Here is a 24,346-nt window from a genome sequence, read left to right as displayed (position 1 = left end):
AGTTATTAGTAAGTCAATTTCACACCAACAGACAGTACACGTGATACCGGATACTTCAAAGCATCCCAACCACCGCATTCGGGATCCATACCCGAATATCCTGTAAAGGTAGCAAGATTTTCACCACTGAAATAAACAGATAAGCGGCTGTTGCGCTCATTCAGATGAGACCACTTACGAAATACATCACTCAGGTCATAAGAAAGAGTTACATTCTTCAAACGCAAATAAGAAGAATTTTCCAGATACCAATCGGATGCAGTGCTGAAGTTACCATTCGGGTCATTTTTTGACAAACGTGGAATGTCAGAACCAGTATTTGAAGGACTCCATGCATTCAGAATTTCACTGGAACGATTGAAGTTACCTTCCACATCACTCAACAACATATATTTTCCTACATACATAGCCTGTGCGCCACCTACACCCTGGAACATTGCACTAAAAGAAAGTTTTTTCCATGTAAGTCCCAATGTGAAAGCGAAAGTCGTTTTAGGAGTTGCATTCCCCATATATTGACGATCTTCATCAGTTATCTTACCATCACCATTGTAATCCACAAATTTCAGGTCACCAGCTTGAGCATTCGGTTGGATGCGTTCTCCTTTCTCGTTTACATAAGCGGCAGCCTCAGCATCACTCTGGAAAATACCATCCGTCTTAATCAGATAGAAAGAATTCAAAGGTTCACCCTCAGCAGTCTGTATTACGTAAGGTATATTACGGAATCTCTTGTCGTTTGTCCATACACCCGGAGTACCATCCGCATTCTTCACACCTATATCAGAGACCCAATTCTTCAAATAAGAGAAATTACCCGATACGAAATAAGAAAAGTCTTTGTTAATTTTATCATTCCAGTTTACTTGAACTTCGAAACCACGGTTGCGTACCTCACCCTGGTTAACCAACATAGCATCGATACCAATAGTAGATGGCCAGTCCATCGTTTGTTTCTGGATCAAATTGAAAGTACGTTTATCAAAATAATCCAATGATACAGACAGGCGATTCTTAAACATCTCCACATCCAAACCTAAATCGGTCTGTTCTGAAGTTTCCCAAGTCAGATTGGGATTCAATGCAATGGAGTTATAAATAAGGGTACTCCAAATTTTATTTGATTCCGGACCATATTGTGCCTGCTCAGTCCACATGCTTTTACTCAACAAAGCAGACTTATAATTATAACCGATAGATCCTAAATTTCCTACACGTCCCCAAGACGCACGCAGTTTCAGCAAACTAATGAAATCGCTCTTCTTGAAGAACTTTTCGTTAGAGATTTTCCATCCAAGCGTAACAGCCGGAAAATCACCATAATTATTCTCTTTCGGCAAACGGCCTGCATAGTCACGACGCCATGAAGCAGTCAGGAAATAACGGTCATTGTATGAATAGGCCAAACGGGCAATCAAGGATACATTGGCATCGGGACCAGTCAAATAGTCGGATGCTGTGGTGGATCCCGCATACGCCAGATATTGCAGGAATTCGGATTCGTCTGCAAAATCCTTACCTGTCACTTCCATCCCACGACTTTCAAAATGATCAGCCGTAGTAGAGAACAATGCACCAATAGTATGTTCACCAAATGTTTTATCGTAAGTTAAGGTGTTTTCTGTTTTCCACGCATCAGTACGATAAGTCGTCTCCTGGAGGTTGTTCGACAAAACCGGTTTGCCTACTTCATCACGAATAGGATTGAACTTCTTATAATAATTGCTCTTCATATTGTAAGTGAAACGGCTAGTAAACTTCAATCCGGGAATCACATTAGCAATATCCAGACTGGTAGTACTCCACACATCACTCGTCTTGTTATACAGATTTTCTGCTTCAAGTAAACGTACCGGATTCACAGCATCCCCATGAATATCTGAGAAGTTGGAACCATACTGCTTTATATATGCAGGGTCTTCTGTGGTAACACCACCATAACTTCCATCCAACGGATTATAGATAGAAGCACTTGCAGGCATATAGATAGCCGAAAGGATAGGGCCGGTATAGGCATCATTGTCCGTATCTTTAGAACGGCTTGATGTATTCTGCCATACAAAATCTTCACTGATGCTCACCCAGTTGTTCAATTTCATTTTACCGTTATAACGGAGCGAGAGGTTCTTTTTGAAAGTATTAATTAAAACACCTTCGTCATTATCGTAAGCAAGAGAAATGCGGTTTGAGTAATTCTCTGTACCGACATTCAAAGCAACATTGTGGCGTTGATAGAATGCTGTACGGAAAATAGCATCCATCCAGTCCGTACGCGTAGTTCCTATATAAGGATTCCTTGATACATCCCAACCGATAGGCAGAGTCATATCGGCATTAGCATATGAAAGTTTACGCATCTCGATCTGCTGCTCTGCATTTAGAGGACTTATCAGATTGGTAGCCTGACGTATACCAAAAGTGCCATCGTAAGACAGTGAAGGTCTACCTTCTTTAGCTTTTTTCGTAGTCACCAGTACTACACCGCCCGCACCGGATTGTGCTCCATAAATAGCTGCGGAAGCAGCATCCTTCAATACAACAATACTTTCAATATCATTCATTGAAGAAATGGGTGCGCCGGGTACGCCATCAACCACCCAAAGAACATTATCGCCGTCTTGTGATCCCTGACCACGAATTACGATACTGGGAGATGAAGTCGGGTCACCACCGTCAGCCTGGATGGTAACACCAGCCAATTGTCCCTGTAACATACCTTCAGTAGAAGTTACCGGGCGGGCTGCCAATTCGTCTGCATTACTCACTACACCCACAGAAGCTGATAAATCCTGCTTACGTGTATTTGCACCATAACCCAATACAACGACTTCTTCCAGAAGTTCCGTATCTTCTTTCAGAATAATCATCATGGGCTTTTCCGAAACCGGAACTTCCTGAGTAGTATAACCAATGTAACTGATGACCAATATGTCACCCTTAGTTCCCGATAAGGAAAATTCTCCATTGAAATTCGTTATAACTCCCGTAGAGGTTCCTTTGATCAAAACATTAGCACCAATCACTGGTTCACCCGTTTGATCTTTCACTGTCCCTTTCACTAAAGTCTGTTGTGCAGAAGCACCCACCGACAAGAACAATCCTAACAATAAGGTAAGAATCGTTCGATAGATTCTAAGATTTACTTGTTCCATGCATTAAGAAATTAAAGTTAATAATATAAGATTCTATTCTGCCACAAAGGTCTAAGGCAGTATTGCAACACCACCATACATGTATAATATATTTTAATTACAATATTCTCTATAAAAGAAGTTTTGATTAAACCGTTTTCAAAGACTGACAATAAGAATTTACTCCTCAAACAGTGCTGAAGCCCCCAGCAAACTGGCATCCTTCAAGTGTGAAGTTATCACCTCCACCTTATCTGATATAACATTATAAGGAAATCCTTTTATTTCATCTCTCATTGTTCCGTCAAAGAGTGAAAAGGCCGATACAATACCTCCTCCTAAGACTATAGCCTGAGGAGAATATGTAAATAATATCACTTTAAGAAGATTACCCATATGTATTCCAAATTGTCTCCATAATTCCAAAGACTCCTTTACTCCTTCTTTTGCCTTTTTAGCCTCAATTTCCCCAGTAGTACCATATCGTTTAAAGAAGAAACTACTACAATAATGTTCATAGTCAGAGTCCAGATAAGGCAATGCACCTATTTCACCAGCGCCTACATACTCTCCACCATACAGATGATGATTAACGATGACACCTGCACCAATACCGGTTCCTATAGTAACCCCCACCATATTGGCATAAGCTTGCCCCGTACCGAATTTCTTTTCGCCCAACGTAAAACAATTGGAATCATTATTAATAGCCACTTGTACTTTAAACCTATCTTCCAAAATGGCCTTTAGATGAACTTCCTTCCAAGAAGAGATGTTTGCCACGTTATAGACGATGCCTTTTCCCGGATCTACAACTGAGGGTACACCGATACCTATACCGTCTATCCGTCCGTTCATCACTCTCTCAATAAGCTGAAAAAGTTGTCCGAGTACCGTAGAAGAATCAGCTTGCGCGAGACAGGGTACCGACACTTTGTTCAGGCATCTACCATCTTCTACTTGTGCTATCCGGATATTGGTTCCTCCGAGATCAATTGCCAGTTTCATCGTATATAGTTTTAAGTTTTTAATATTTGCAAATGTAAGGAGTGTCATTTTCCTTCTTGTCCTCAAATGCGCATTTAAATCTTCATTTTGCGTAAACATTCAGTCACTACCGAATATTACTGCCTATGAGATATTCTACCAAATCCATTCCTCCTTGTTTATTTACAAAGTCAATGAAAACAATGCCACAGTTTTGCTTATTAGTATTCTTCAGATAATTGACCACCGGGGTATTAACCTTATTGGCAAAAACAATAGGTGTTCCCAAAGGTAGACCAGTAGCACTTACAAAAGTAATTCCCCATCGGCGTGCAGAAACGGGTTCAGCAGATACTCTGTCTAAATTACGGATGCATGCCTTTATTTTCTGTTTAGCATCCTTACCCGACTCGTATTGATATTCATCTTCAAGTAATACATACCCCTCCCTCCCATCTTTGTTACGGAGAGTGAACTGGCACGTACTATTATCTTTCCACCCGACACAGGCAGCTCCCGGATAACAATCCATTGCATGATCTCTATGTAGAAAGAGAATTTTTCCTCGACATTCTTTTAGTATCAGCTCTGGATTAAAGTCTGAAACGAAATAATCCAGGTGTTCAGGATTACTCAAAGAAGCTGACAGTAGAGAGGCATAATCCTCCAATTTACCTCCTTCCATTTTCAGTGAGATAATCAAAGTTTCAGAAGGGTGCTCTTGCAAGAAGTTTATAAAAGCAGGCAATACATCATCCTCCCAATATGTATCCTGAAAAGCATAACTATGAAATACTCCTAACTTATTATCTTTCTTTTCCAGACGGATATCGAAAGCACGAATGCCTTGTTGTAGTTGCTCAGGAATACCTACGACCTGTGTCTGCAACATGGGACCACCTTTAATGGTACCACTGTCATGCGTACCAGGAATAGATATCTTACACACGGGAAGCGTATCCGGAAGAAATTTCATCCACTCCTTTTTGTCAATACCACTCTGCGTACCTTGAAGATTACCATTCCCGGTACAAGCCCAAGAATTCAGCATTAACACAATCAAAGCCAACACATAAAAAAGTCGTAAATACTTTCGTTCCATAGTATATCATCTTAAAGTTTTGGTAAGTGCAAAAATAAAGGGCTGGTTTTCCTTTCTTGTCCTCAATTGCGTATTTAGTTCTTCATTTTGCGTAAATATGATACTGATCTTCACACATTCTCCGGTCAGAAACATTTCTATATGAAGAAAATACGGAACGTTTCAAAGCGACACCATATATCTCTTTTCGCAAGACAAAAGCCTTATTTTTCTTATTATTAATGACAAGTGTTTTTAATAAATAGTACCTTCTAGAAGATTATACCTGCCATTTTTATGATTTACATCATCTGTTTGGGGCAAACAAATGGTCTATTCGATACAATTACACGGTCTTTTCTTCCTAAACAGACTATCTTTTCTGCAAAAACAAGCAATCTTTTATTTGCTAAGGCTACACCTTTTGCTTCATATGAATATACCATTCATCTAAAAAGGTGATACCATCACCTAAAAAGGGTGTAGTCCCTCCCAAAAGCAGGTGATATTTTTCTATTTCAAAGGGAACAAGCAACAGAAACCAGCAAACGTTTTGAAAAGAAATATCTCTGATATGCATTCAAGAAGAATCCAATAAGACAAATAAGCCCTCCAAAGTTTCTCATTTTACCCCCTTCTGTATCAGAAAGCGTTACTCAAATCGGAAATCCCTGCGTTTATCTACATCACACCCTCTCTTCATACAAAACAAAGGAACGTGGGACATCAGGATTAACATTTTGTCATTTTGACAATCGCTTATATTCGATATACATTTGATGAACTTATACAGCCTTAATCCGCCTCTTTTTTCATAAATTTGCCCCCATTATGGAACAGCAACAATCATCTTTCAAAGAAAAGGAACGTACAGACCTGCGCGAACCGCAGCACTTCAAGGTGATCATCTATAACGATGACTTCACCACGATGGAGTTTGTCGTCAAGATACTTACTACCGTATTCTTTAAATCGGCAGCAGAAGCAGAAATGCTGATGTTACAGGTACACAAGAGTCAATCGGCAGTGGTAGGCATCTATACATACGACATTGCACAATCGAAAGTACAAAAAGCCACCCGCATGGCACGCGAAGAAAATTTCCCACTCCGGCTCACCATTGCACCGGAAGAAGAATAAGAATTAGAAGAAGATTATGGATATACAAAATACAGTGCATGTGAACAGCGCATTCACCTATGCACAAAAAAAGGCGATATCTTATCGCCATGAATTTATCACACCTGAGCATTTGCTGAGTGCATTTCTGGAACAGAGTCCCTTTGCCAATGCTTTAAATATGTGTTTCTGTGATACCCAAGAACTTGCTTTCTCTTTAGAGAATTATTTCACGGAAGAACTGGAAAGCGTTCCCGCAGACATGGATTATGAACTGGAAGTTTCAACCCAGCTCAACGAACTGATACAACATGCCTATCTGATGATAGACTATTCAAGTGCTGAAGCATTGAACGTCCCCCATTTAGTACAAAGCATGCTCCAGCTCAAGGACTCCTGGGCATGCCATATCCTGAAAGAAGCTCTTGAAGAAGAGCTACCCGAATTTATCAGCCAACTCATCTCCCGATATGAAGAAGTGGAGGAAGAAGACAATCTGCAAACCTCTCCACAGGAAAAAAACGAGCCCTGGCGAAGCTTTGTAACTTGTCTGAATGACTGTCTGCAAGACCATAATCCACTCATCGGACGGGAAGCTGAACTGGAACGAACCATCCAGGTGCTTTGTCGCAAAGAGAAAAACAATCCGTTGCATGTAGGCGAACCGGGTGTTGGCAAAACCTCCCTCGCTTACGGACTCGCTGCCCGCATCGAAGCACGTGAGGTCCCCGAACGACTCCTCGACTGCCGTATCTATGAACTGGATTTAGGTACTCTACTGGCAGGTACGCAATATCGGGGTGACTTTGAAAAACGCCTGAAAACCATTATGGAAGGTATCCGCAATGAAGGACGTGCCATCATCTATATCGACGAGATACACAATCTGATAGGTGCCGGACGTACAGGAGACGGCTCCATGGATGCATCCAATATGCTGAAACCTTATCTGGAAAGCGGAGACATCCGTTTCATCGGCTCTACCACTTACGAGGAATACAACCGTTACTTTGCCCGCAGCAAAGGGTTGGTGCGTCGTTTCCAACAAATAGATATACTTGAACCAAGCATTGAGGAAACCATCCATATTGTAGAAGGACTGAAAGAAAAATATGAAGAATTTCATGGAGTAACCTATCAACCTGATGTAATCCCTTACGCCGTCAAAGCGAGCGCCCGCTATATCAGCGACCGTTTTCTGCCCGACAAGGCTATCGACCTGGTGGATGAAGCAGGAGCTTACCGCGAAATTCACCCTATACCTTCCGGAGAGCAAATTGTAGACAAGACATTGATAACCGATGTACTCGCCCGTATCTGCAAAGTAGATGCACTCGCCATGAAAGAAGAAGATACCACCTCACTGGAAAGTTTGCATGCACGTATCAGTGCCAAAATTTACGGCCAGGAAGAGGCGGTCCGCCAAGTAGTGGAAGCCGTACAAATGTCCAAAGCCGGACTGCTGGATGAAAACAAACCGCTGGCAAGCCTGCTCTTCGTCGGTCCTACCGGAGTAGGTAAAACCGAAGTAGCCAAAGTGCTGGCCTCCGAACTGGGTATTTCCCTGCAACGTTTCGATATGAGTGAATATACCGAGAAGCATACCGTAGCCAAATTAATCGGTTCACCCGCCGGATATGTAGGCTATGAAGACGGTGGTTTATTAACCGACGCCATCCGCAAAACTCCCAATTGCGTGCTGCTGCTTGACGAGATAGAAAAGGCCCATCCCGATGTATTCAACATTCTGCTGCAAGTGATGGACTATGCCGTTCTTACGGATAATAAGGGACGAAAAGCCGACTGCCGCCACGTAGTACTTATCATGACCTCAAATGCCGGTGCACAATTTGCCCGTCAGGCATCCATCGGATTCAGCAGTCAGATTACAGCCGGGGAAGCCATGTTGAAACAAGTCAAGAAGACTTTCAAGCCGGAGTTCATCAACCGCCTGTCCGCTACCGTTGTTTTCCACGACATGAGCCGGGAAATGGCCTCACTGATCCTCGACAAGAAGCTTGGAGAGCTAAGCAGCAAACTTGCCGCACGCCAGATAGAGATGGAACTGAGTCCGGAAGCCCGCAACTGGTTATTGCAACGTGGATTCCTGCCCGAATATGGCGCCCGCGAAATGGACCGTGTGATAGCTTCACATCTGAAACCACTCCTGATGCGCGAAATCTTATTCGGTTCCTTAAAATCCGGTGGTAAAACTTGCATACAGGTAGACAAAGATCAGTTAGTCCTGCAACTCTCAACAAAGTGATATTATGGTCTTTGCACTAACTGACGAAATTACATTTCCCGATCCGCGCTACGGCGATCCGGACGGATTGCTGGCAGTGGGCGGTGACCTGTCGACCGACCGCCTCATCTTGGCTTACTCCAACGGGATATTCCCCTGGTACACTTTTCAGGAGGGAATGATACAATGGTGGTGCCCGCTGGAACGCTTCGTCATTTTCCCCGACGAAATCCATATCTCCCACTCTATGCGGACGCTCATAAACAAAGGGAAGTACGATGTCACTATCAATCAGGCTTTCGATGAAGTCATCCGTAAGTGCGGAGAACTGAGGATGGATATGGAAGGCGCCTGGCTCGGTCCGGAGATGATAGAGGCTTACACACTTCTGCATGAACAGGGCTTTGCCGCCAGCGTGGAAATATGGGAGGGGGAACAATTAGTAGGCGGACTCTATGGAGTAACCTTGGGGCGCTGCTTTTTCGGTGAAAGTATGTTTTCACAGGTTCCCAGTGCATCCAAATTAGCCCTCATCCACTTGGCACAATTCTTCGGAGAGCATGGCGGCGTACTGATAGACTGCCAGTTCGAAACTCCCCATCTGAAATCGATGGGAGGAAGATATATCAGCTACGAAGAATATATGGAGCTTTTGCAATCATAACTACCTTCGCTGGTCACACCAGCGTAAATTGCAAATGTTCATCCGTACTACGTCCCTCATCGTATGCGAAGCCCTCCCATGTAAATGCTTTCAAGTCTTCGGGATTTTCAATGCGATTTTTAATAATATAGCGTAGCATTTCTCCGCGGCACATCTTGGCATATATCACAATTGTCTTTAGCTGCCCGCCTTTCCATACCTGGAATTCGGGAGTAATGACACGGACTTCTTCTTCTACTCGCTTCCAGTCGAACAGATCTCTCATCTCACCACTGGCAAGATTAACGAGTATACCACCCTGACGTTTGATATCCGCTATAAAATAATCCGTCAGCAAAGGTTTCCAGTAATCAAACATAGTCATCCCTCCCCTTTCGGGCAGGCGTACATCCCCTTCCAGACGATAAGGCTTTATCCCGTCCAGCGGACGAAGCAGTCCGTACAGAAAGGAAGTGATGCGCATGTGTTCTTGAGCGTAACGAAAATCATCTTCGGAAAAATCGTTCGGTACTATACGTTTGAACACCGCACCGGTATAGGCACAGATAGCGGGCATCGCAGAATTTGCCTCCGAAAAGAAATCCTGATAGCGCAGATAATTCTCAGCGGCAATCTTGGAATTTATACGTAGCAGACGTTCCAGGTCAGCAGCTGAAAATTGCCCCATATCCAAGGCATTCTGTACTGCTTCCGCCTGAAAGTACGGAACAGTTATTTCAGGGACTCCTACAGATGTGCGTGCCGTCATCGTTTTGGCACAAGAGATGAATGTCAACATATCACGTTCAAAGTTTTTTTGGGAAACAAAGATAATGCAAATCGAATGTAGAACTTTCATGCTCGCATGAAAAAGTTTTGCGCAAAGTTTTTCCGCATAACCTTCCTCTGTTTCCATACTTTTTCGTACTTTTACGCCTTGTTGGAAAAATACAGGCTTTTCCCGAAAGAAACGAAACCTCTTCCAACCACGAGACTGAAAAAAGGAAAAAACAATATATAAAATGACTCACAAATGGAATTATCAACCCATTACACCCGAACAGGCAGAGACAAGCCAAAAGTTGGCCCAAGAATTAGGGATTAGCCCGATTCTTGGCGGATTATTGGTGCAGCGGGGAATAACGAAGGCACAGGATGCCAAGAAGTTTTTCCGTCCGCAGTTGCCCGACTTGCACGACCCATTCCTGATGAAAGACATGGATGTGGCCGTGGAGCGCCTTAATAAGGCAATGGGAAAGAAAGAGCGTATTCTGATTTATGGTGATTATGATGTAGACGGCACTACCGCAGTGGCACTGGTCTACAAGTTTATTCAACAGTTCTATTCGAACATTGACTATTACATCCCCGACCGCTACAACGAAGGTTACGGGGTATCTACCAAAGGTGTAGACTATGCCGCAGAAACCGGTGTAGGATTGATTATCGTACTGGATTGCGGCATCAAGGCTGTAGAAGAGATAACCTATGCCAAAGAAAAAGGCATTGACTTCATCATCTGCGACCACCATGTGCCCGACGATGTACTCCCTCCTGCCGCCGCTATCCTGAACGCCAAGCGTTTAGATAATACGTATCCTTACGAGCACCTTTCCGGTTGCGGCGTAGGCTTCAAATTCATGCAGGCATTTGCCATCAGTAATGGCATCGAGTTCCATCACCTCATTCCACTGCTCGACCTGGTTGCCGTAAGTATCGCTTCGGACATTGTTCCCATCATGGGAGAAAACCGGATACTTGCTTTCCACGGATTGAAACAGTTGAACAGTAATCCCAGCGTAGGTTTGAAAGCGATTATCGACGTATGCGGACTGACGGAAAAGGATATTACCGTCAGCGACATCGTGTTCAAGATAGGCCCGCGCATCAATGCCTCCGGACGTATTCAGAATGGAAAAGAAGCCGTCGACCTGCTGACTGAGAAGGATTTCTCCATGGCTTTGGAAAAAGCCAATCAAATCAATCAATACAACGAAACCCGGAAAGATCTCGATAAGACCATGACCGAGGAAGCCAACCAGATTGTAGCTGATCTGGAAGGACTTGCCGAACGCCGTTCTATCGTGTTATACAACGAAGATTGGCACAAAGGTGTTATCGGTATCGTTGCCTCCCGCCTGACGGAAATTTATTATCGCCCCGCAGTGGTGCTGACCCGTACGGACGATATGGCAACAGGTTCCGCCCGTTCCGTATCAGGCTTTGACGTGTATAAGGCGATTGAATATTGCCGTGACCTGCTGGAAAATTTCGGTGGTCATACCTATGCAGCCGGTCTTTCGATGAAAGTGGAGAATGTTCCCGCCTTTACCAAACGCTTCGAGGAATTCGTTTCACAGAACATCCTGCCGGAACAGACAAGTGCGGTCATAAATATCGATGCAGAGATAGATTTCAGGGATATTTCTCCGAAATTCTTTAGTGACCTGAAGAAATTCAATCCTTATGGTCCGGATAATCCGAAACCGATATTCTGTACGCATAATGTCTATGATTACGGTACCAGTAAAGTAGTGGGGCGTGATCAGGAGCATATCAAGCTGGAACTGGTAGACAACAAATCGAATAATGTAATGAACGGCATCGCCTTCGGACAAAGTTCGCATGTACGTTTCATCAAAACCAAGCGTTCGTTTGATATCTGCTACACCATTGAAGAGAATACCCATAAACGGGGCGAAGTACAGTTGCAGATAGAGGATATTCAACCTAATTAATAAATTGAAAGTTGAGAGTTAAGTTATGTAGCATAACTCAACTCTCAACTTCCAATTCTTCGTATTATGACTGCGCAGCTCAACTCCAAACCTTCAACTCCCTACTCTCAAATTCTCAAAGAATACTGGGGATATGATAACTTCCGGGGCATACAGGAAAACATCATCAATAGCATTGGCGAAGGCAGAGACACCCTGGGGCTGATGCCTACGGGCGGTGGAAAGTCCATCACATTCCAGGTGCCTGCACTTGCCAAAGAGGGGGTTTGCATAGTTATCACTCCCCTGATTTCTCTGATGAAAGACCAAGTACAGAACCTGAAAAAAAGAGGAATCAAAGCACTTGCCATCTACTCCGGAATGTCTCGGCAAGAGATTATCGTCACGCAGGAAAACTGCATTTTCGGCAATTATAAATTCCTGTATATATCGCCCGAACGACTGGATACGGAAATCTTCCGCACCAAGCTACGGAAAATGAACGTCAGCATGATAACCGTTGACGAAAGCCATTGCATTTCACAATGGGGATATGATTTCCGTCCTGCCTATCTGAAGATAGCCGAAATACGTGATCTCCTACCCGGTGTCCCTGTGCTGGCACTGACTGCAACCGCTACTCCGGAAGTTGTGAAGGACATCCAGGCGCGGCTGTGCTTCCGGCAAGAAAATGTTTTCCGCATGAGTTTTGAACGGAAGAACCTTGCCTACATAGTCCGCAAAACAGAAAATAAGACCGGAGAACTTCTCCACATCCTGCGCCGTATGCCGGGTAGTGCCATTATTTACGTACGCAATCGTCGGCGAACCAAAGAAATCACCGAACTTTTAATTAACGAAGAGATTACCGCCGACTTCTACCATGCTGGTCTGGATGATGCCACCAAGGATATACGTCAGCATCGCTGGCAGACAGGAGAAAGCCGTGTAATGGTTGCCACCAATGCTTTCGGCATGGGTATCGACAAACCCGATGTACGTATCGTAATCCACCTCGATTTGCCAGACTCTCCCGAAGCTTATTTCCAGGAAGCAGGACGTGCAGGACGCGACGGAAACAAAGCGTATGCTGTAATCCTCTATGCCAAATCCGACAAAGTGACCCTTCATAAACGTATTCCGGACACCTTTCCGGAGAAAGACTACATCAAACAGGTGTACGAACATCTGCAATATTATTACCAGATGGCAATGGGAGACGGTTTGGGATGTGTCAGAGAGTTCAATCTGGAAGACTTTTGCCGGAAGTTCAAATACTTCCCTGTACCTGCCGACAGTGCATTGAAGATTCTGACACAAGCAGGATATCTGGAATATACCGACGAACAGGACAATGCCTCCCGGCTTTACTTTACCGTCCGCCGTGATGAGCTGTATAAATTACGCGAACTGGGAGAGGATATGGACAAACTTATCCAAATCGTTCTGCGCTCTTACACCGGAGTATTCACGGATTACACCTTTATCAACGAGAATTCACTTGCCGTACGTAGCGGATTAACGCGACAACGGGTGTACGACTTGCTGATACGTCTATCCAAGATGCGCGTCATCGACTATATTCCACATAAAAAGACACCTTATATTATATACACGCGCGAACGCGTAGACAGGCAACATCTGCAAATCTCCCGTAGTGTATATGAAGAACGCAAGGAACGTTATGAAGCCCGCATTCAGGCAATGGTAGATTATGTAACGACTGAAACCGTTTGCCGCAGCCGCATGCTTCTGCATTATTTCGGAGAGAAGAATGAACATAACTGTGGGATATGCGATGTCTGCCTCAGCCACCGTGCCGAGACTCCCAGGCTTTCCTCCCAACAAATAAAAGAAGAAATAAGAGAATTGCTTCGCAAGCAACCTCTGACACCTGCCGATATTGCCTCACAAATAGAAGCAGATAAAGAAATCATCTCTCAATGCATCCGCGAATTGCTGGAAGATGAAGATCTGAAGGCGGAGAACGGCATCATAAGCCTGAAGGCATAAGAAAGGGCGTACAGTGAATGCACACCCTTCTCCTTATTATATCAATAAGAATTATTCCGTTACTGCCGGTTTCTCAATACCCTCGCTGGTTGCACGTTCTTCCATACGCTGGATACGGGCATCCAAATCAGGATGAGTAGAGAACAGTTGATTCAGTTTATTGCTTTTCTGTGCACCGGCTTCTTCCTGCAATTTCTTCAGCTTTTGGAAAGATAAAGCCATTGCCCAGGGATTCTTACCATGACTTTTCAGGAATTCATATCCATAGTCATCAGCACTTCTCTCCTGCTTCTGTGAATATGTAGAGTTTACCAGAGCCTCACCCAGATCACCCAACTGAGAATCAGACAACTTAGCAGCCGTACCACCTTGTGAAGAAATACCATCCTTCAAAGCTGAAGTCAGCAATGCCGTACGGAACCCATTCTTAGAGTCCTTGTGTGCCACGTGACCTACTTCATGTCCGATTACACCCAGCAATTCATCATCCGTCATGATATCCATCAAAGACGAGAAAATGCGCACACTACCGTCAGCACAAGCAAATGCATTGACATCTATCACATAATAAACTTTGAAGTTCAAAGGAATTCCCTCTACATCCGTCAAGCCTTCAGTCAGCTTTTTCAGACGAATTGTATACTCATTATCGTCGGCACATACCTGATTATGTGTATCCATCCAGTCGATATACTCTTTTACATATTCTGCCATCTGAGCGTCAGTCAGAGTAACAGCTTTAACAGCTTTAGCCGCACCTTTCAGTGCTTTTACATTAAACTGAGCCATTGCAGGCATTGTCACGGCCATACATAACATAAAGAAGGCCCACTTCATGAAAATCTTTTTCATTCTTGTGTTTTTAATTTAGAAATGATGATTAATTAATATAATTGGTAAATGTATCGCAAAAGAACAAATTTTAAATGATACCATCAATAATAACACGGATGTTTTTTCTTTTTAGGCGGAGTTCTTGGTATGGAAACAAGATTTTTATGTAAGTTTGCAAAAAGAATAAAAACAAAACACCTAAGAAATACAGATTATGGGATTCTTTAAATCTTTCTTCTCCGGCAAACAAGAGAAACCGGAAACTGAGAAACAGAAAAACGATCAAAAGAACTTCGAGATATTCAAGTATGACGGCATGCGTGCGCAACGCATGGGGCGTCCCGATTATGCAATCAAATGCTTCACGGAAGCCCTTACCCTTCAGGAAGACTTTGAGACCATGAGCTACCTGAGCCAGGTTTACATCCAAACCAATGCCCTCAGCGAAGCACATGAACTGCTGGAACGCATGGCAAAACAGGAACCGGACCACACCTCCACTTTCCTCACCCTTGCCAACGTATGCTACCTGCAAGAAGACTATCAGGCAATGGCAGACGCCGCACAAAAGGCTATTGAAATAGAAGAAGGAAATGCCATGGCACACTATCTTCTGGGCAGGGCCAAGCAAGGTATGGACGACGGTATCATGAGCATCGCCCATCTCACCAAAGCCATCGTACTGAAAGACGACTTCACCGAAGCCCGCCTGCTGCGCGCCGAAGCCTTAATCAAGATGCAGCAATACAATGAAGCTACCGAAGATATCGACGCTATACTCTCCCAAGATCCCGATGAAGAAGCCGCATTACTGCTCCGCGGTAAAGTGAAAGAAGCAGCGGGACAACAGGAAGAAGCCGAAACCGATTATCACTATGTAACAGAATTGAACCCATTCAATGAACAGGCTTTCCTTTGTCTGGGACAACTTTATATCGTCCAGAAGAAGTACCCCGAAGCTATCGCACTCTTTGACGAAGCCATCGAACTGAACCCTAATTTCGCACAAGCCTATCATGAACGCGGTCGCGCCAAATTGCTGAATGGTGACACGGTAGGCTCTGCAGAAGATATGAAGAAAGGATTGGAGTTGAACCCCAAAGAAATACAGGGAATCAGCGGACAATATGACAATCAGCCAAGACAAACGGACGTTTTAGGATTGTAGCGCCATGAAAAGCGGCCTCTTTATACTCATTGTATGCCTTCTTTTTCCTGCCTACGCCTGTGCGGACACTTCTAAACATGCTTTAGAAGAAAACAGGAAATTGCTTCACTCTTTAGATAGCCTGCTCGAACAGCAGGATCTATTTGTCAGAGTAAAAGAGGAGCGCATCCAACAATTAAAAATGCAGTATAGCCGGGTCAAAGATGTGAAGGAACTCTATGCAATGAATAGAATGATCTATTTGGAGTATCGGGTTTATGATGCGGATTCCGCCCTGCATTACATCAACAAGAACATACAACTGGCACAACAGACCGACAACCGTACCTGGGAAGTGGTCTCTTTGCTCGAACAATCATTTGTCCTCACCTCCTCCGGACTACTGACCGAAGCCTTGAAAGCCGTCAGTGACATTCAACCGGAAGAATTACCCCAAAATCTCCGTTCCGAGTATTTTGGCAGGTTATGTACACTCTATTCCCGCCTGCGGGATTACTCCAGTGAGAATTCCCAACTGTCGGAACATTACAATAATCTCCAAAAGGCTTTCCGAGACTCGGTATACCTCACAGCCACTCCCGACGAATTGCGCTACTGGAACTGCCGGGCATGGCTCTACCTGGGAACCCCGGAAATAGAACCCGTCAAACAGGCATTTGAGGAAAACAAGCAGACATTGTCTAACGACAGCCGCAAATATTCCATAGCTACCTATAATCTCTCCGCCATTTACCGGAGTGAAAATAACGAGAGCAAATATCTGGAGAACCTCATTCTTTCGGCTATGGCAGACATCCGGTCTGTCAACGGAGATATCGGTTCTTTGCAGGAAATAGCGGAATACCTATTTAAGCATGGAGAAATAGACCGCGCCTATAATTACATCCTCTATTGTTCCCAAAAAGCCATGCTTTTCCACAACCGGGTACGAATAGTCAAAATGTCTCATTTGCAAAACCAAATCTACAAAGCGTACCAGGAACAGAGCCGCACACAGCAAAAGCGCCTTCAAGCCTCCCTGATTGCCGTCAGTTTCTTATTCCTCGTACTGATCGGCGCCTTCCTATTCATCCGCAAACAAATGCGCCGGCTAAAAGAAGCCAACTTGAAGTTAGACAGTACAAACCAGAAGCTGTCCGTCAATATGGATGCCCTCTCTACAGCACATCAACGCCTGGAAGAAGTAAACATGCAGCTGAAAGACTTGAATACGCAATTACAGGAAGTCAACGACCAGTTGCGGGAATCTAATTACGTAAAAGAAGAATATATCGGCTATGTATTCAACATCTGCTCCACTTACATCAGTAAGCTGGAAGAGTTTCGCAAGAGCATCAACCGGAAACTGAAAGTAGGCCAGATAGAAGATGTAAAAGCAATGACGGACTCTTCCGCAACAGCCTCCAACGAACTGAAAGAGTTCTACCAGAATTTCGATACCATCTTCCTGCATCTCTATCCTGATTTCGTAGGCGACTTCAACGCCTTACTATTACCTGAAGAGCGCATCGAACTGAAAGAAGGCGAACTACTTAATACCGAACTACGCATACATGCCTTGATAAGACTCGGCATCACAGACAGCGTGAAGATAGCAGACTTCCTCCATTGTTCTGCACAAACGGTTTATAACAACCGGCTTCGCACCCGGAATAAATCCATTATCCCGAAAGAAGATTTTATAAATGCAGTGAAAAAGCTCGGAAAATACAAAGCGTAAGCCCTGCTCTCTACTACCGATTCCATTCAAAGAGTTTACTTCTGAATCTCTCATTTCCAGAAAACAGCACTAATAATCAAACACTTATCAGTTTTAACAGTTTACTTCGCCTGTTTACCTCGCAAAGTAAGTAACCCTTATTGCGCATACCTTTGCCACAGAGATCCAAACTAAAAACTTATGTTAACTATTAAACGAATCATGAAGAACAAAAGAAAAGAAAAACGCTCATGCAGACTCATTCTTGCCTGCTGCGCTTTGTTACTGTTCATCTCGGTAAATGCATTTGCACAACAGCAAGTCACAGTCACCGGAAACGTGAAAGATGAAAAGGGAGAACCCATCATCGGAGCTAATGTCATTGTGAAAGGCACTGGTACAGGAAGTGTCACCAATGTAGAAGGAGACTTTTCATTGGCGAATGTACAGAATGGCGCCACTCTTGAAATCTCTTTTATCGGCTATCTGAACCAGGATGTGAAAGTCAACGGCACGAAACCCGTCAGCATTATCCTGAAGGAAGACACTAAGATGCTGGATGAGGTAGTAGTGGTAGGTTATGGTGTGCAGCGCAAGTCGGATATGACAGGTGCAGTTGCTTCCGTAAATACCAAAACACTGGAAAATCGCCCGCAAACCAACATCATCCAATCTTTGCAAGGTGCTGTACCGGGCCTGAATATCTCAGTGACCGGAACCAATGCGGAAGGCTCTTCCACCAAGACCCGCATCCGCGGCGAGAACTCCATTACGGCAGACAACAAGCCACTGGTTATTCTGGACGGTATTCCCTTTGACGGTCCCTGGTCCGAAATCAATCCGAACGATATCGAATCCATTGAAGTATTGAAAGATGCTTCTTCGGCTGCCATCTATGGTGCCCGCGGTTCGAACGGTGTCATCCTCATCAGTTCCAAAAGAGGTGAAAAAGGCAAACTGACCGTATCTTACGACACCTACATCACCATTGACAATCCCATCAACTTCCCCAACCTCATGAATGGAGCTGAATTCTGGAAGTATAAGACAGAAGCATTGAAAGATGCCAATACCACCCCGCCCACTGAAAGCAATCCCGAACCGTGGATGGGATCTATGACCGCCACCGAATTGCGTATGCACGAAGCCGGCATGGATACCGACTGGCTGGACCTGGCAACCCGCACCGGTTTCAAGCAGCAGCACAATATCTCTTTCCGTGGTGGCGTCAACAAGACCAACTATTTTGTCTCACTGAACTATACCGATGTGAAAGGTACTGCCGTAGGCAACCAATTCAAACGCTACAACATCCGTTTCAACCTCGATCAGGAGTTCACTTCCTGGTTTAAGTTCTCTACCAGCACTCAGTTGGGACGCTACGACCGAAGTGGCAGCAGTGCTTCTTTCTCCAGAGCATTCCGTATGAATCCCCTGGCAGAAGCTTATGACGAAGAAGGCAACATCCGTTCCGCCGCTTGGGAAGATTCCAGCGAAGCTTTCTCTGTAAACCCCTTAAGCAGCCTCAACAACAAGAGCAACGACATACGCTCTAAAGTCATCACCAACAACGTGGTAGAAATAAAGTTGCCGTTCGTCCCCGGACTCAGCTATAAGCTCAATACCGGCTATACGTACCAGAACAGCAGCTGGAAACAGTACCAGGGAATGGACACTTACTACGGCGCACGCTCCAACGGTATTCTGAACACCGACGACTGGCATTCACAAGAGTGGATTCTGGAAAACATCGTCACTTACACCCGCGAATTCGGCAAGCACCGCATCTTCTTCACCGGTCTGTATTCTGCACAGAGCTACGAAAAGGAAGGCAACGGAATGGAAGGCAAAGACTTTCCGAACGACGTGATGTACTATTACCAGATATCCAAAGCCGCCACCATGTCCGGCAGTTCCAGCTACACCAAGCAAAACCATATCTCTCAGATGGCACGTCTGAACTACTCATACGATAGCCGTTACCTGTTGACACTGACTGCACGCCGTGACGGTTACTCCGCATTCGGCAGCCAATCCAAGTTCGGTGTATTTCCTTCCATGGCTATCGGCTGGAACATTTCCAACGAGCATTTCTTCCAGGCAAGCCCGTTGGCAAAAGTGGTGAGCAACCTGAAATACCGCCTGTCGTGGGGTAAAAACGGTAACGAAGCGGTAGGCGCCTACACTACATTGCCCGATCTTTCTACCTTCAATTATCTGAAAGACGACCATACTCCCAGTTACGGTTTCTACCCTTCCAAGCTGGCTTCCCCCTCACTGGGATGGGAAACCACACAATCCATCAATACAGGTATCGATTTCCAGTTGTGGAACGGACGTATCCAGGGAACATTCGACATGTACTGGTCGAAGACAAGTGATCTGTTGCTGAACCGCTCCATCCCCACCATCAACGGTACGGGAAACATTACCGAGAATATCGGTGAGACCAAGAACCGCGGTTTAGAGTTGCAGATTACTTCCAACAACATTGCCAAGAAAGACTTCGACTGGTCCACTACCTTCAACCTGTCGCACTACAAGACAAAGATCGTGAATGTAGGTCTCTACGATGCCAACGGCAACCCTGTGGATGACATCGGTTCCAGATGGTTCATCGGCCAGCCCATCAGCGTGAATTATGACTACCGCTTCATTGGTATCTGGCAGATCACCGACCCGTCTAATCCAAACGGACAGCAAGACCCGAACTATCGCTACTCCATCCCCGGATATATGAAGTATCATGATAAGGACGGTGTGAACGACATCACCCCGGCAGACAAGGAAATCATCGGCTCGGCAATTCCTAAAGTAACAATGGGTATGACGAATACTTTCCGCTACAAGAATGTCAGTCTGAGCGTATTCCTCAATGCCCAACTGGGACAGACAGCCAACAACTGGCTTTACGACGTATCTCACAACTCCTATCGCCAGAACCGCCTCATGGTAGACTTCTGGACACCGGAAAATCCTACCAACAAGTACCCGAAAAACTCACTGGATACTTCTGTAAACCCGATGAGCGCAGGTTTCTACGAAAAGACCGACTTCCTCCGTGTGCAGGATGTCACACTGGCCTACCGTGTTCCTCAACGTTGGTTAAAGAAGATTTCCCTGAACCGCCTCGAAGTATATATGAACATCAAGAATCTGGCAACCTGGACAAGCTGGACCGGCCTCGACCCGGAATTTATCAGCGACCAACAGTCCACTCCGCAGGTACGTTCATTCACATTCGGTCTGAAACTTGATTTATAAACCGCTAAAACAAAGAGAAATAGTATGAAAAAGCTAAAATATACACTGATAGCACTACTCGTGCTCTGCATGACCGGATGCAATGAATCCAGCTTCCTGGAAGAAGATCCGCGTGCTTCACTCTACCCTGAAAATCTGTTAGTAGATTACAGCGGGTTCCAATCCATGGTAACCAGCCTCTACGGAATGATGCGTAACGAATACCGGCGTGCCGATGCACTCGGTGGCGGTCTGCCGCTCGTTCTGCACTCTGCATGGGGTTGCGGTGTGGACAATTCATGGAGTAATAACTCACACAGCGACTTTAAATACATGTACTATCCGTCGCAAATCAACCAGACGGACTTGCAGATATTCCAGAACATCTTCCAATGGTGTTACCGCATCATCAATACGGCAAACATGGTGATTTCACGTGCCGAAGGCAGTGGCATCGACTGGAAAGGAACCGAAACCGAAGCTGCCGCCCACAAGAATAAGATCATCGCACAGGCCCGCTTCTTTCGTGCATGGGCTTACCGTCATCTGACGTATTCATTCGGTGCCGTACCTTTGTCCACCGAAGAAATTACAGGTATGAACTACCGTAACGACTGGGAGCGCAACTCCGTAGAATCTATCCGTGAAGTCATGGAGCAGGACTTTGCTTTCGCCATGAACAATTTACCGTTGCGTGAAGAAAACAACAGTAAGATTTCAGGAGCCATGGCACGCCATTATCTGGGTGAACTGTACCTGGCAATGGACCAGCCCTCCAAGGCAGTCGAAGTTTTGAAGCCACTGGCAGAAGGTTCCGAATACAGTTTGATAACCAACCGTTTCGGCAAGAACTCCGCCAATCCGGGCTGTCCGTTCATCGACGTATTCCGCACACCGATGTATGCGGACGGAAACACAGAGGTTTTATACGCTTTTGTCAACACGGAACCGGAAAACAGTGCTTTCGGTACAGCCGAGGTTTACATGAAGAGTACATATAAGAACTATTACTCCAACGACGGTGTCATCAACAAGAGCAACAAGTACGATCCCGACTATACAAGCGGTGCAGCCACCTGGCCTCAGGTGTTCTGGATAAACAACGGTGGTAAAGGTGCCGGACGTTGCGTGCCTTCAAGGGGTGCTTTCCGTCTCTACAACTATAAAGATCAGGGAACTCAGGACGACCGTGTATCCGATTATGCAGTGGTATGGACTATTAACGAGAAGGGTGCCGACGGTAAGATTACGGAATTCCTTAACAACGGCAAGATGGTGGTAGACACCACTGTAACCGCCGCTATGCTGGATGATAATAAGACAACCATCAAGAAGTATAACTGGCCCACTACCCGCAAATGGGATTACGTGGCACCGTTACTGGCAAATGGCGACAAGGATGGATGTTATCAGGATATTGTTTATCTCCGCCTCGCCGACACGTACTTGCTTTATGCGGAAGCCTTGCTGAAAAACAACCAGGCAGGTGAAGCCATCAAATGGATTAACAAGGTACGCAATCGTTCCAATGCAGTCAGCATCACAGAAGCTGAACTCACCGCAGGAGGCGTAGATTTCATTCTGGACGAACGTAGCCGTGAACTTCTTTCCGAAGAAGAGCGCCGCCACACCCTGATTCGCGTAAGTCAGGAGAAAGGTGGAGATGAACGTGATGTGAACAATTACTTCAAACGTCGTATGCGGCAGTTGAATGAGATTGCAGGACGCGATGCACGAGGCATGAATTCGTATGATACGCCTGTGTTGTTCCCGATTCCGCAAGAGTTCATTGATTCCAATACAGGTCGCCAGTTAGAGAATAATCCGGGGTACTTATAAGACAGTGAACAATGATTAAATAGCACTATCCCAATTCTCCTCCTCTTGGGAGGAGGAGTACCCGAAGGGGGAGGTGGTAGGTGAGAAAAGAATTCCTTATTGATATGATTCATAGGTATTTTATGACCTTACCTACCACCCCGCCCTAAAGGGCACCCCTCCTCCGTCGGAGGAGGGGAATTGAGATACTTCAAAAACAAACAACTTATAACCCAGAACCAACCAGATTATGTCAGTCGTAGCCTTCCTCCTCTGTATATTGGTGACCACCGTCACCGCTATTTACCTCTACCGGAAACTGAACCCGCAAGGAGTTTTGATGCTGGCCGGACTTGTAATGTTGACATTCGCCCTCATTCTCAATGTCCAACCCATCATTCCGGATAAATCCACCGGCAGCGTTGTTTTCGATTTGGTGAAAGTGGTGGAAGAAACATTCATCGGCAACCTGTCCCGCGCAGGACTGATGATTATGACCATCGGCGGCTATGTAGCCTTTATGAATCACATAAAAGCCACCAATGCCCTGGTGCACATCTCCATGAAACCGTTGGGTTTCTTTCGCCGTTATCCCTATCTGGCAGCTACCGTCACCATTCCCATTGGCCAGTTGCTCTTTATCACTACCCCCTCGGCAGCCGGATTAGGACTCTTGCTTGTCGCCTCCGTTTACCCCGTCCTCATCGGATTGGGAGTAAGCCGCCTCACCGCATTATCCGTCATTGCCGCCGCAACGCTGTTCGACCAGGGCCCCGGCTCGGCAAACACAGCCCTTGCCGCCGAACTTATCGAGCAGACCAACGTAGCTTATTTCATTACCCACCAACTCCCGTTGGTTATCCCTACCACCTTGGTAGTCATGACCCTGTTTTACTTCAACAATAGGTATTTCGATAAAAAAGAAGCCGCCAGGCAGAGTGCGGAAAATAGTGAAACTGCAGAAGTTCCGCAAACCTCTGCCAAACCGGATATTCCATTGATATTCGCCTTGCTCCCCATACTTCCACTTGCGCTTCTCATTGTATTTTCGCCTTACGTGGGCCTGTTCCAGCCTCCCATAACACTCAATACGACAACCGCCATGCTATTTTCTCTCTTTGTCTCACTCGTATTCGTAGGTTGCCACACACGCAATATACGGAAAACCTTTGATGCCTTCTCCAGCTTCTGGAAAGGGATGGGAAATGTCTTCGGAAGTGTCGTGACACTGATTGTTGCCTCCGAGATATTCTCCAAAGGACTGATTAGCCTCGGCTTCATCGACTCACTGGTAGATTACTCCACGCATATAGGACTTTCCGGCATTGCCATCGCCGCAGTCTTCGCCCTGATAATCTTCTGTGCGGCCATGCTAATGGGAAGCGGAAACGCGGCTTTCTTCTCGTTCGGCCCGTTGCTGCCCGGAATTGCCGGACAGTTGGGTATGCCTGCCTATTCCCTCGTGCTTCCCTTGCAGTTATCCGCCAGCATGGGGCGTGCCGCATCTCCCATAGCGGGAATCATTGTCGCCATTGCCGGTGTGGCGGGTGTATCGCCCATTGAACTGGCAAAGAGAAACACCCTGCCCCTTATAGGCAGCATTCTGTTCCTGATAGCTTATCATTTCATAACACTATAAAACAACTCC

General features: G+C 45.4%; 15 protein-coding genes. 10 read left to right on the top strand and 5 right to left on the bottom strand.

Annotated features, from left to right (window positions below; all coding sequences use genetic code 11):
• Positions 1-5 precede the first annotated feature (5 nt).
• The 3 genes from DW036_RS09395 to DW036_RS09385 form a co-directional block, all read right to left on the bottom strand.
• Positions 6-3,152: a TonB-dependent receptor gene (locus DW036_RS09395; protein WP_118463509.1), complete on the bottom strand. Its 3,147-nt coding sequence runs from the start codon at positions 3,150-3,152 to the stop codon at positions 6-8.
• 159 nt (positions 3,153-3,311) lie between these two features.
• Complete coding sequence (locus DW036_RS09390; RefSeq protein ID WP_118464268.1) at positions 3,312-4,139, bottom strand: ROK family protein; 828 nt, start codon at positions 4,137-4,139, stop codon at positions 3,312-3,314.
• A gap of 106 nt (positions 4,140-4,245) precedes the next feature.
• Entirely contained in the window at positions 4,246-5,220 is a 975-nt protein-coding gene (locus tag DW036_RS09385) for a phosphatidylinositol-specific phospholipase C (protein WP_118463506.1), read from the bottom strand.
• 810 nt (positions 5,221-6,030) lie between these two features.
• Here DW036_RS09385 and DW036_RS09380 point away from each other — a divergent pair.
• From DW036_RS09380 to aat, 3 genes are read left to right on the top strand one after another with little or no spacing between them, the layout of a single operon-like run.
• The gene (locus tag DW036_RS09380) at positions 6,031-6,339 is read left to right on the top strand and encodes an ATP-dependent Clp protease adaptor ClpS (RefSeq protein WP_118463503.1); all 309 of its coding nucleotides are present in this window, start codon (positions 6,031-6,033) and stop codon (positions 6,337-6,339) included.
• A 16-nt stretch (positions 6,340-6,355) separates the two neighbouring features.
• Positions 6,356-8,584: an AAA family ATPase gene (locus DW036_RS09375; RefSeq protein WP_118463500.1), complete on the top strand. Its 2,229-nt coding sequence runs from the start codon at positions 6,356-6,358 to the stop codon at positions 8,582-8,584.
• A 4-nt stretch (positions 8,585-8,588) separates the two neighbouring features.
• Positions 8,589-9,227 (top strand): leucyl/phenylalanyl-tRNA--protein transferase, encoded by a 639-nt coding sequence (gene aat / locus DW036_RS09370; protein ID WP_118463497.1) that lies wholly within the window; start codon positions 8,589-8,591, stop codon positions 9,225-9,227.
• A gap of 13 nt (positions 9,228-9,240) precedes the next feature.
• Here the strand turns inward: aat and yaaA are convergent, their stop codons facing one another.
• The gene (yaaA, locus tag DW036_RS09365; protein WP_118464266.1) at positions 9,241-10,005 is read right to left on the bottom strand and encodes a peroxide stress protein YaaA; all 765 of its coding nucleotides are present in this window, start codon (positions 10,003-10,005) and stop codon (positions 9,241-9,243) included.
• A gap of 223 nt (positions 10,006-10,228) precedes the next feature.
• Between yaaA and recJ the strand changes: the two genes are divergently transcribed.
• Entirely contained in the window at positions 10,229-11,944 is a 1,716-nt protein-coding gene (recJ, locus tag DW036_RS09360) for a single-stranded-DNA-specific exonuclease RecJ (RefSeq protein ID WP_044266215.1), read from the top strand.
• A 66-nt stretch (positions 11,945-12,010) separates the two neighbouring features.
• Entirely contained in the window at positions 12,011-13,936 is a 1,926-nt protein-coding gene (locus tag DW036_RS09355) for an ATP-dependent DNA helicase RecQ (protein WP_118463494.1), read from the top strand.
• A gap of 51 nt (positions 13,937-13,987) precedes the next feature.
• Here DW036_RS09355 and DW036_RS09350 read toward each other — a convergent pair whose 3' ends face one another.
• On the bottom strand, positions 13,988-14,788 hold the full coding sequence (locus DW036_RS09350) for a M48 family metallopeptidase (protein WP_118463491.1): 801 nt from the start codon (positions 14,786-14,788) through the stop codon (positions 13,988-13,990).
• A 193-nt stretch (positions 14,789-14,981) separates the two neighbouring features.
• Here DW036_RS09350 and DW036_RS09345 point away from each other — a divergent pair, with 193 nt between their 5' ends.
• The 5 genes from DW036_RS09345 to dcuC all read left to right on the top strand — a co-directional run bounded on the left by DW036_RS09345 (position 14,982) and on the right by dcuC (position 24,337).
• Positions 14,982-15,938 (top strand): tetratricopeptide repeat protein, encoded by a 957-nt coding sequence (locus tag DW036_RS09345; protein ID WP_187374598.1) that lies wholly within the window; start codon positions 14,982-14,984, stop codon positions 15,936-15,938.
• Positions 15,939-15,942: 4 nt separating this feature from the next.
• Positions 15,943-17,658, top strand: a complete 1,716-nt coding sequence (locus DW036_RS09340) for a DUF6377 domain-containing protein (protein WP_118463485.1) — start codon at positions 15,943-15,945, stop codon at positions 17,656-17,658.
• 201 nt (positions 17,659-17,859) lie between these two features.
• Positions 17,860-20,901 (top strand): TonB-dependent receptor, encoded by a 3,042-nt coding sequence (locus DW036_RS09335; RefSeq protein WP_233560368.1) that lies wholly within the window; start codon positions 17,860-17,862, stop codon positions 20,899-20,901.
• Between the two features lie 24 nt (positions 20,902-20,925).
• Positions 20,926-22,719, top strand: coding sequence for a RagB/SusD family nutrient uptake outer membrane protein (locus DW036_RS09330; protein ID WP_118401845.1), 1,794 nt, complete (start codon positions 20,926-20,928; stop codon positions 22,717-22,719).
• Between the two features lie 229 nt (positions 22,720-22,948).
• A complete protein-coding gene (gene dcuC / locus DW036_RS09325; protein ID WP_118463479.1) occupies positions 22,949-24,337 on the top strand; it encodes a C4-dicarboxylate transporter DcuC in 1,389 nt (462 codons plus the stop codon).
• Positions 24,338-24,346: the final 9 nt, after the last annotated feature.

Origin of the sequence: Bacteroides sp. AF39-11AC (assembly GCF_003474285.1) — a bacterium.
Classification (GTDB): domain Bacteria; phylum Bacteroidota; class Bacteroidia; order Bacteroidales; family Bacteroidaceae; genus Bacteroides.
This window is presented reverse-complemented; position numbering and strand designations above follow the sequence as displayed.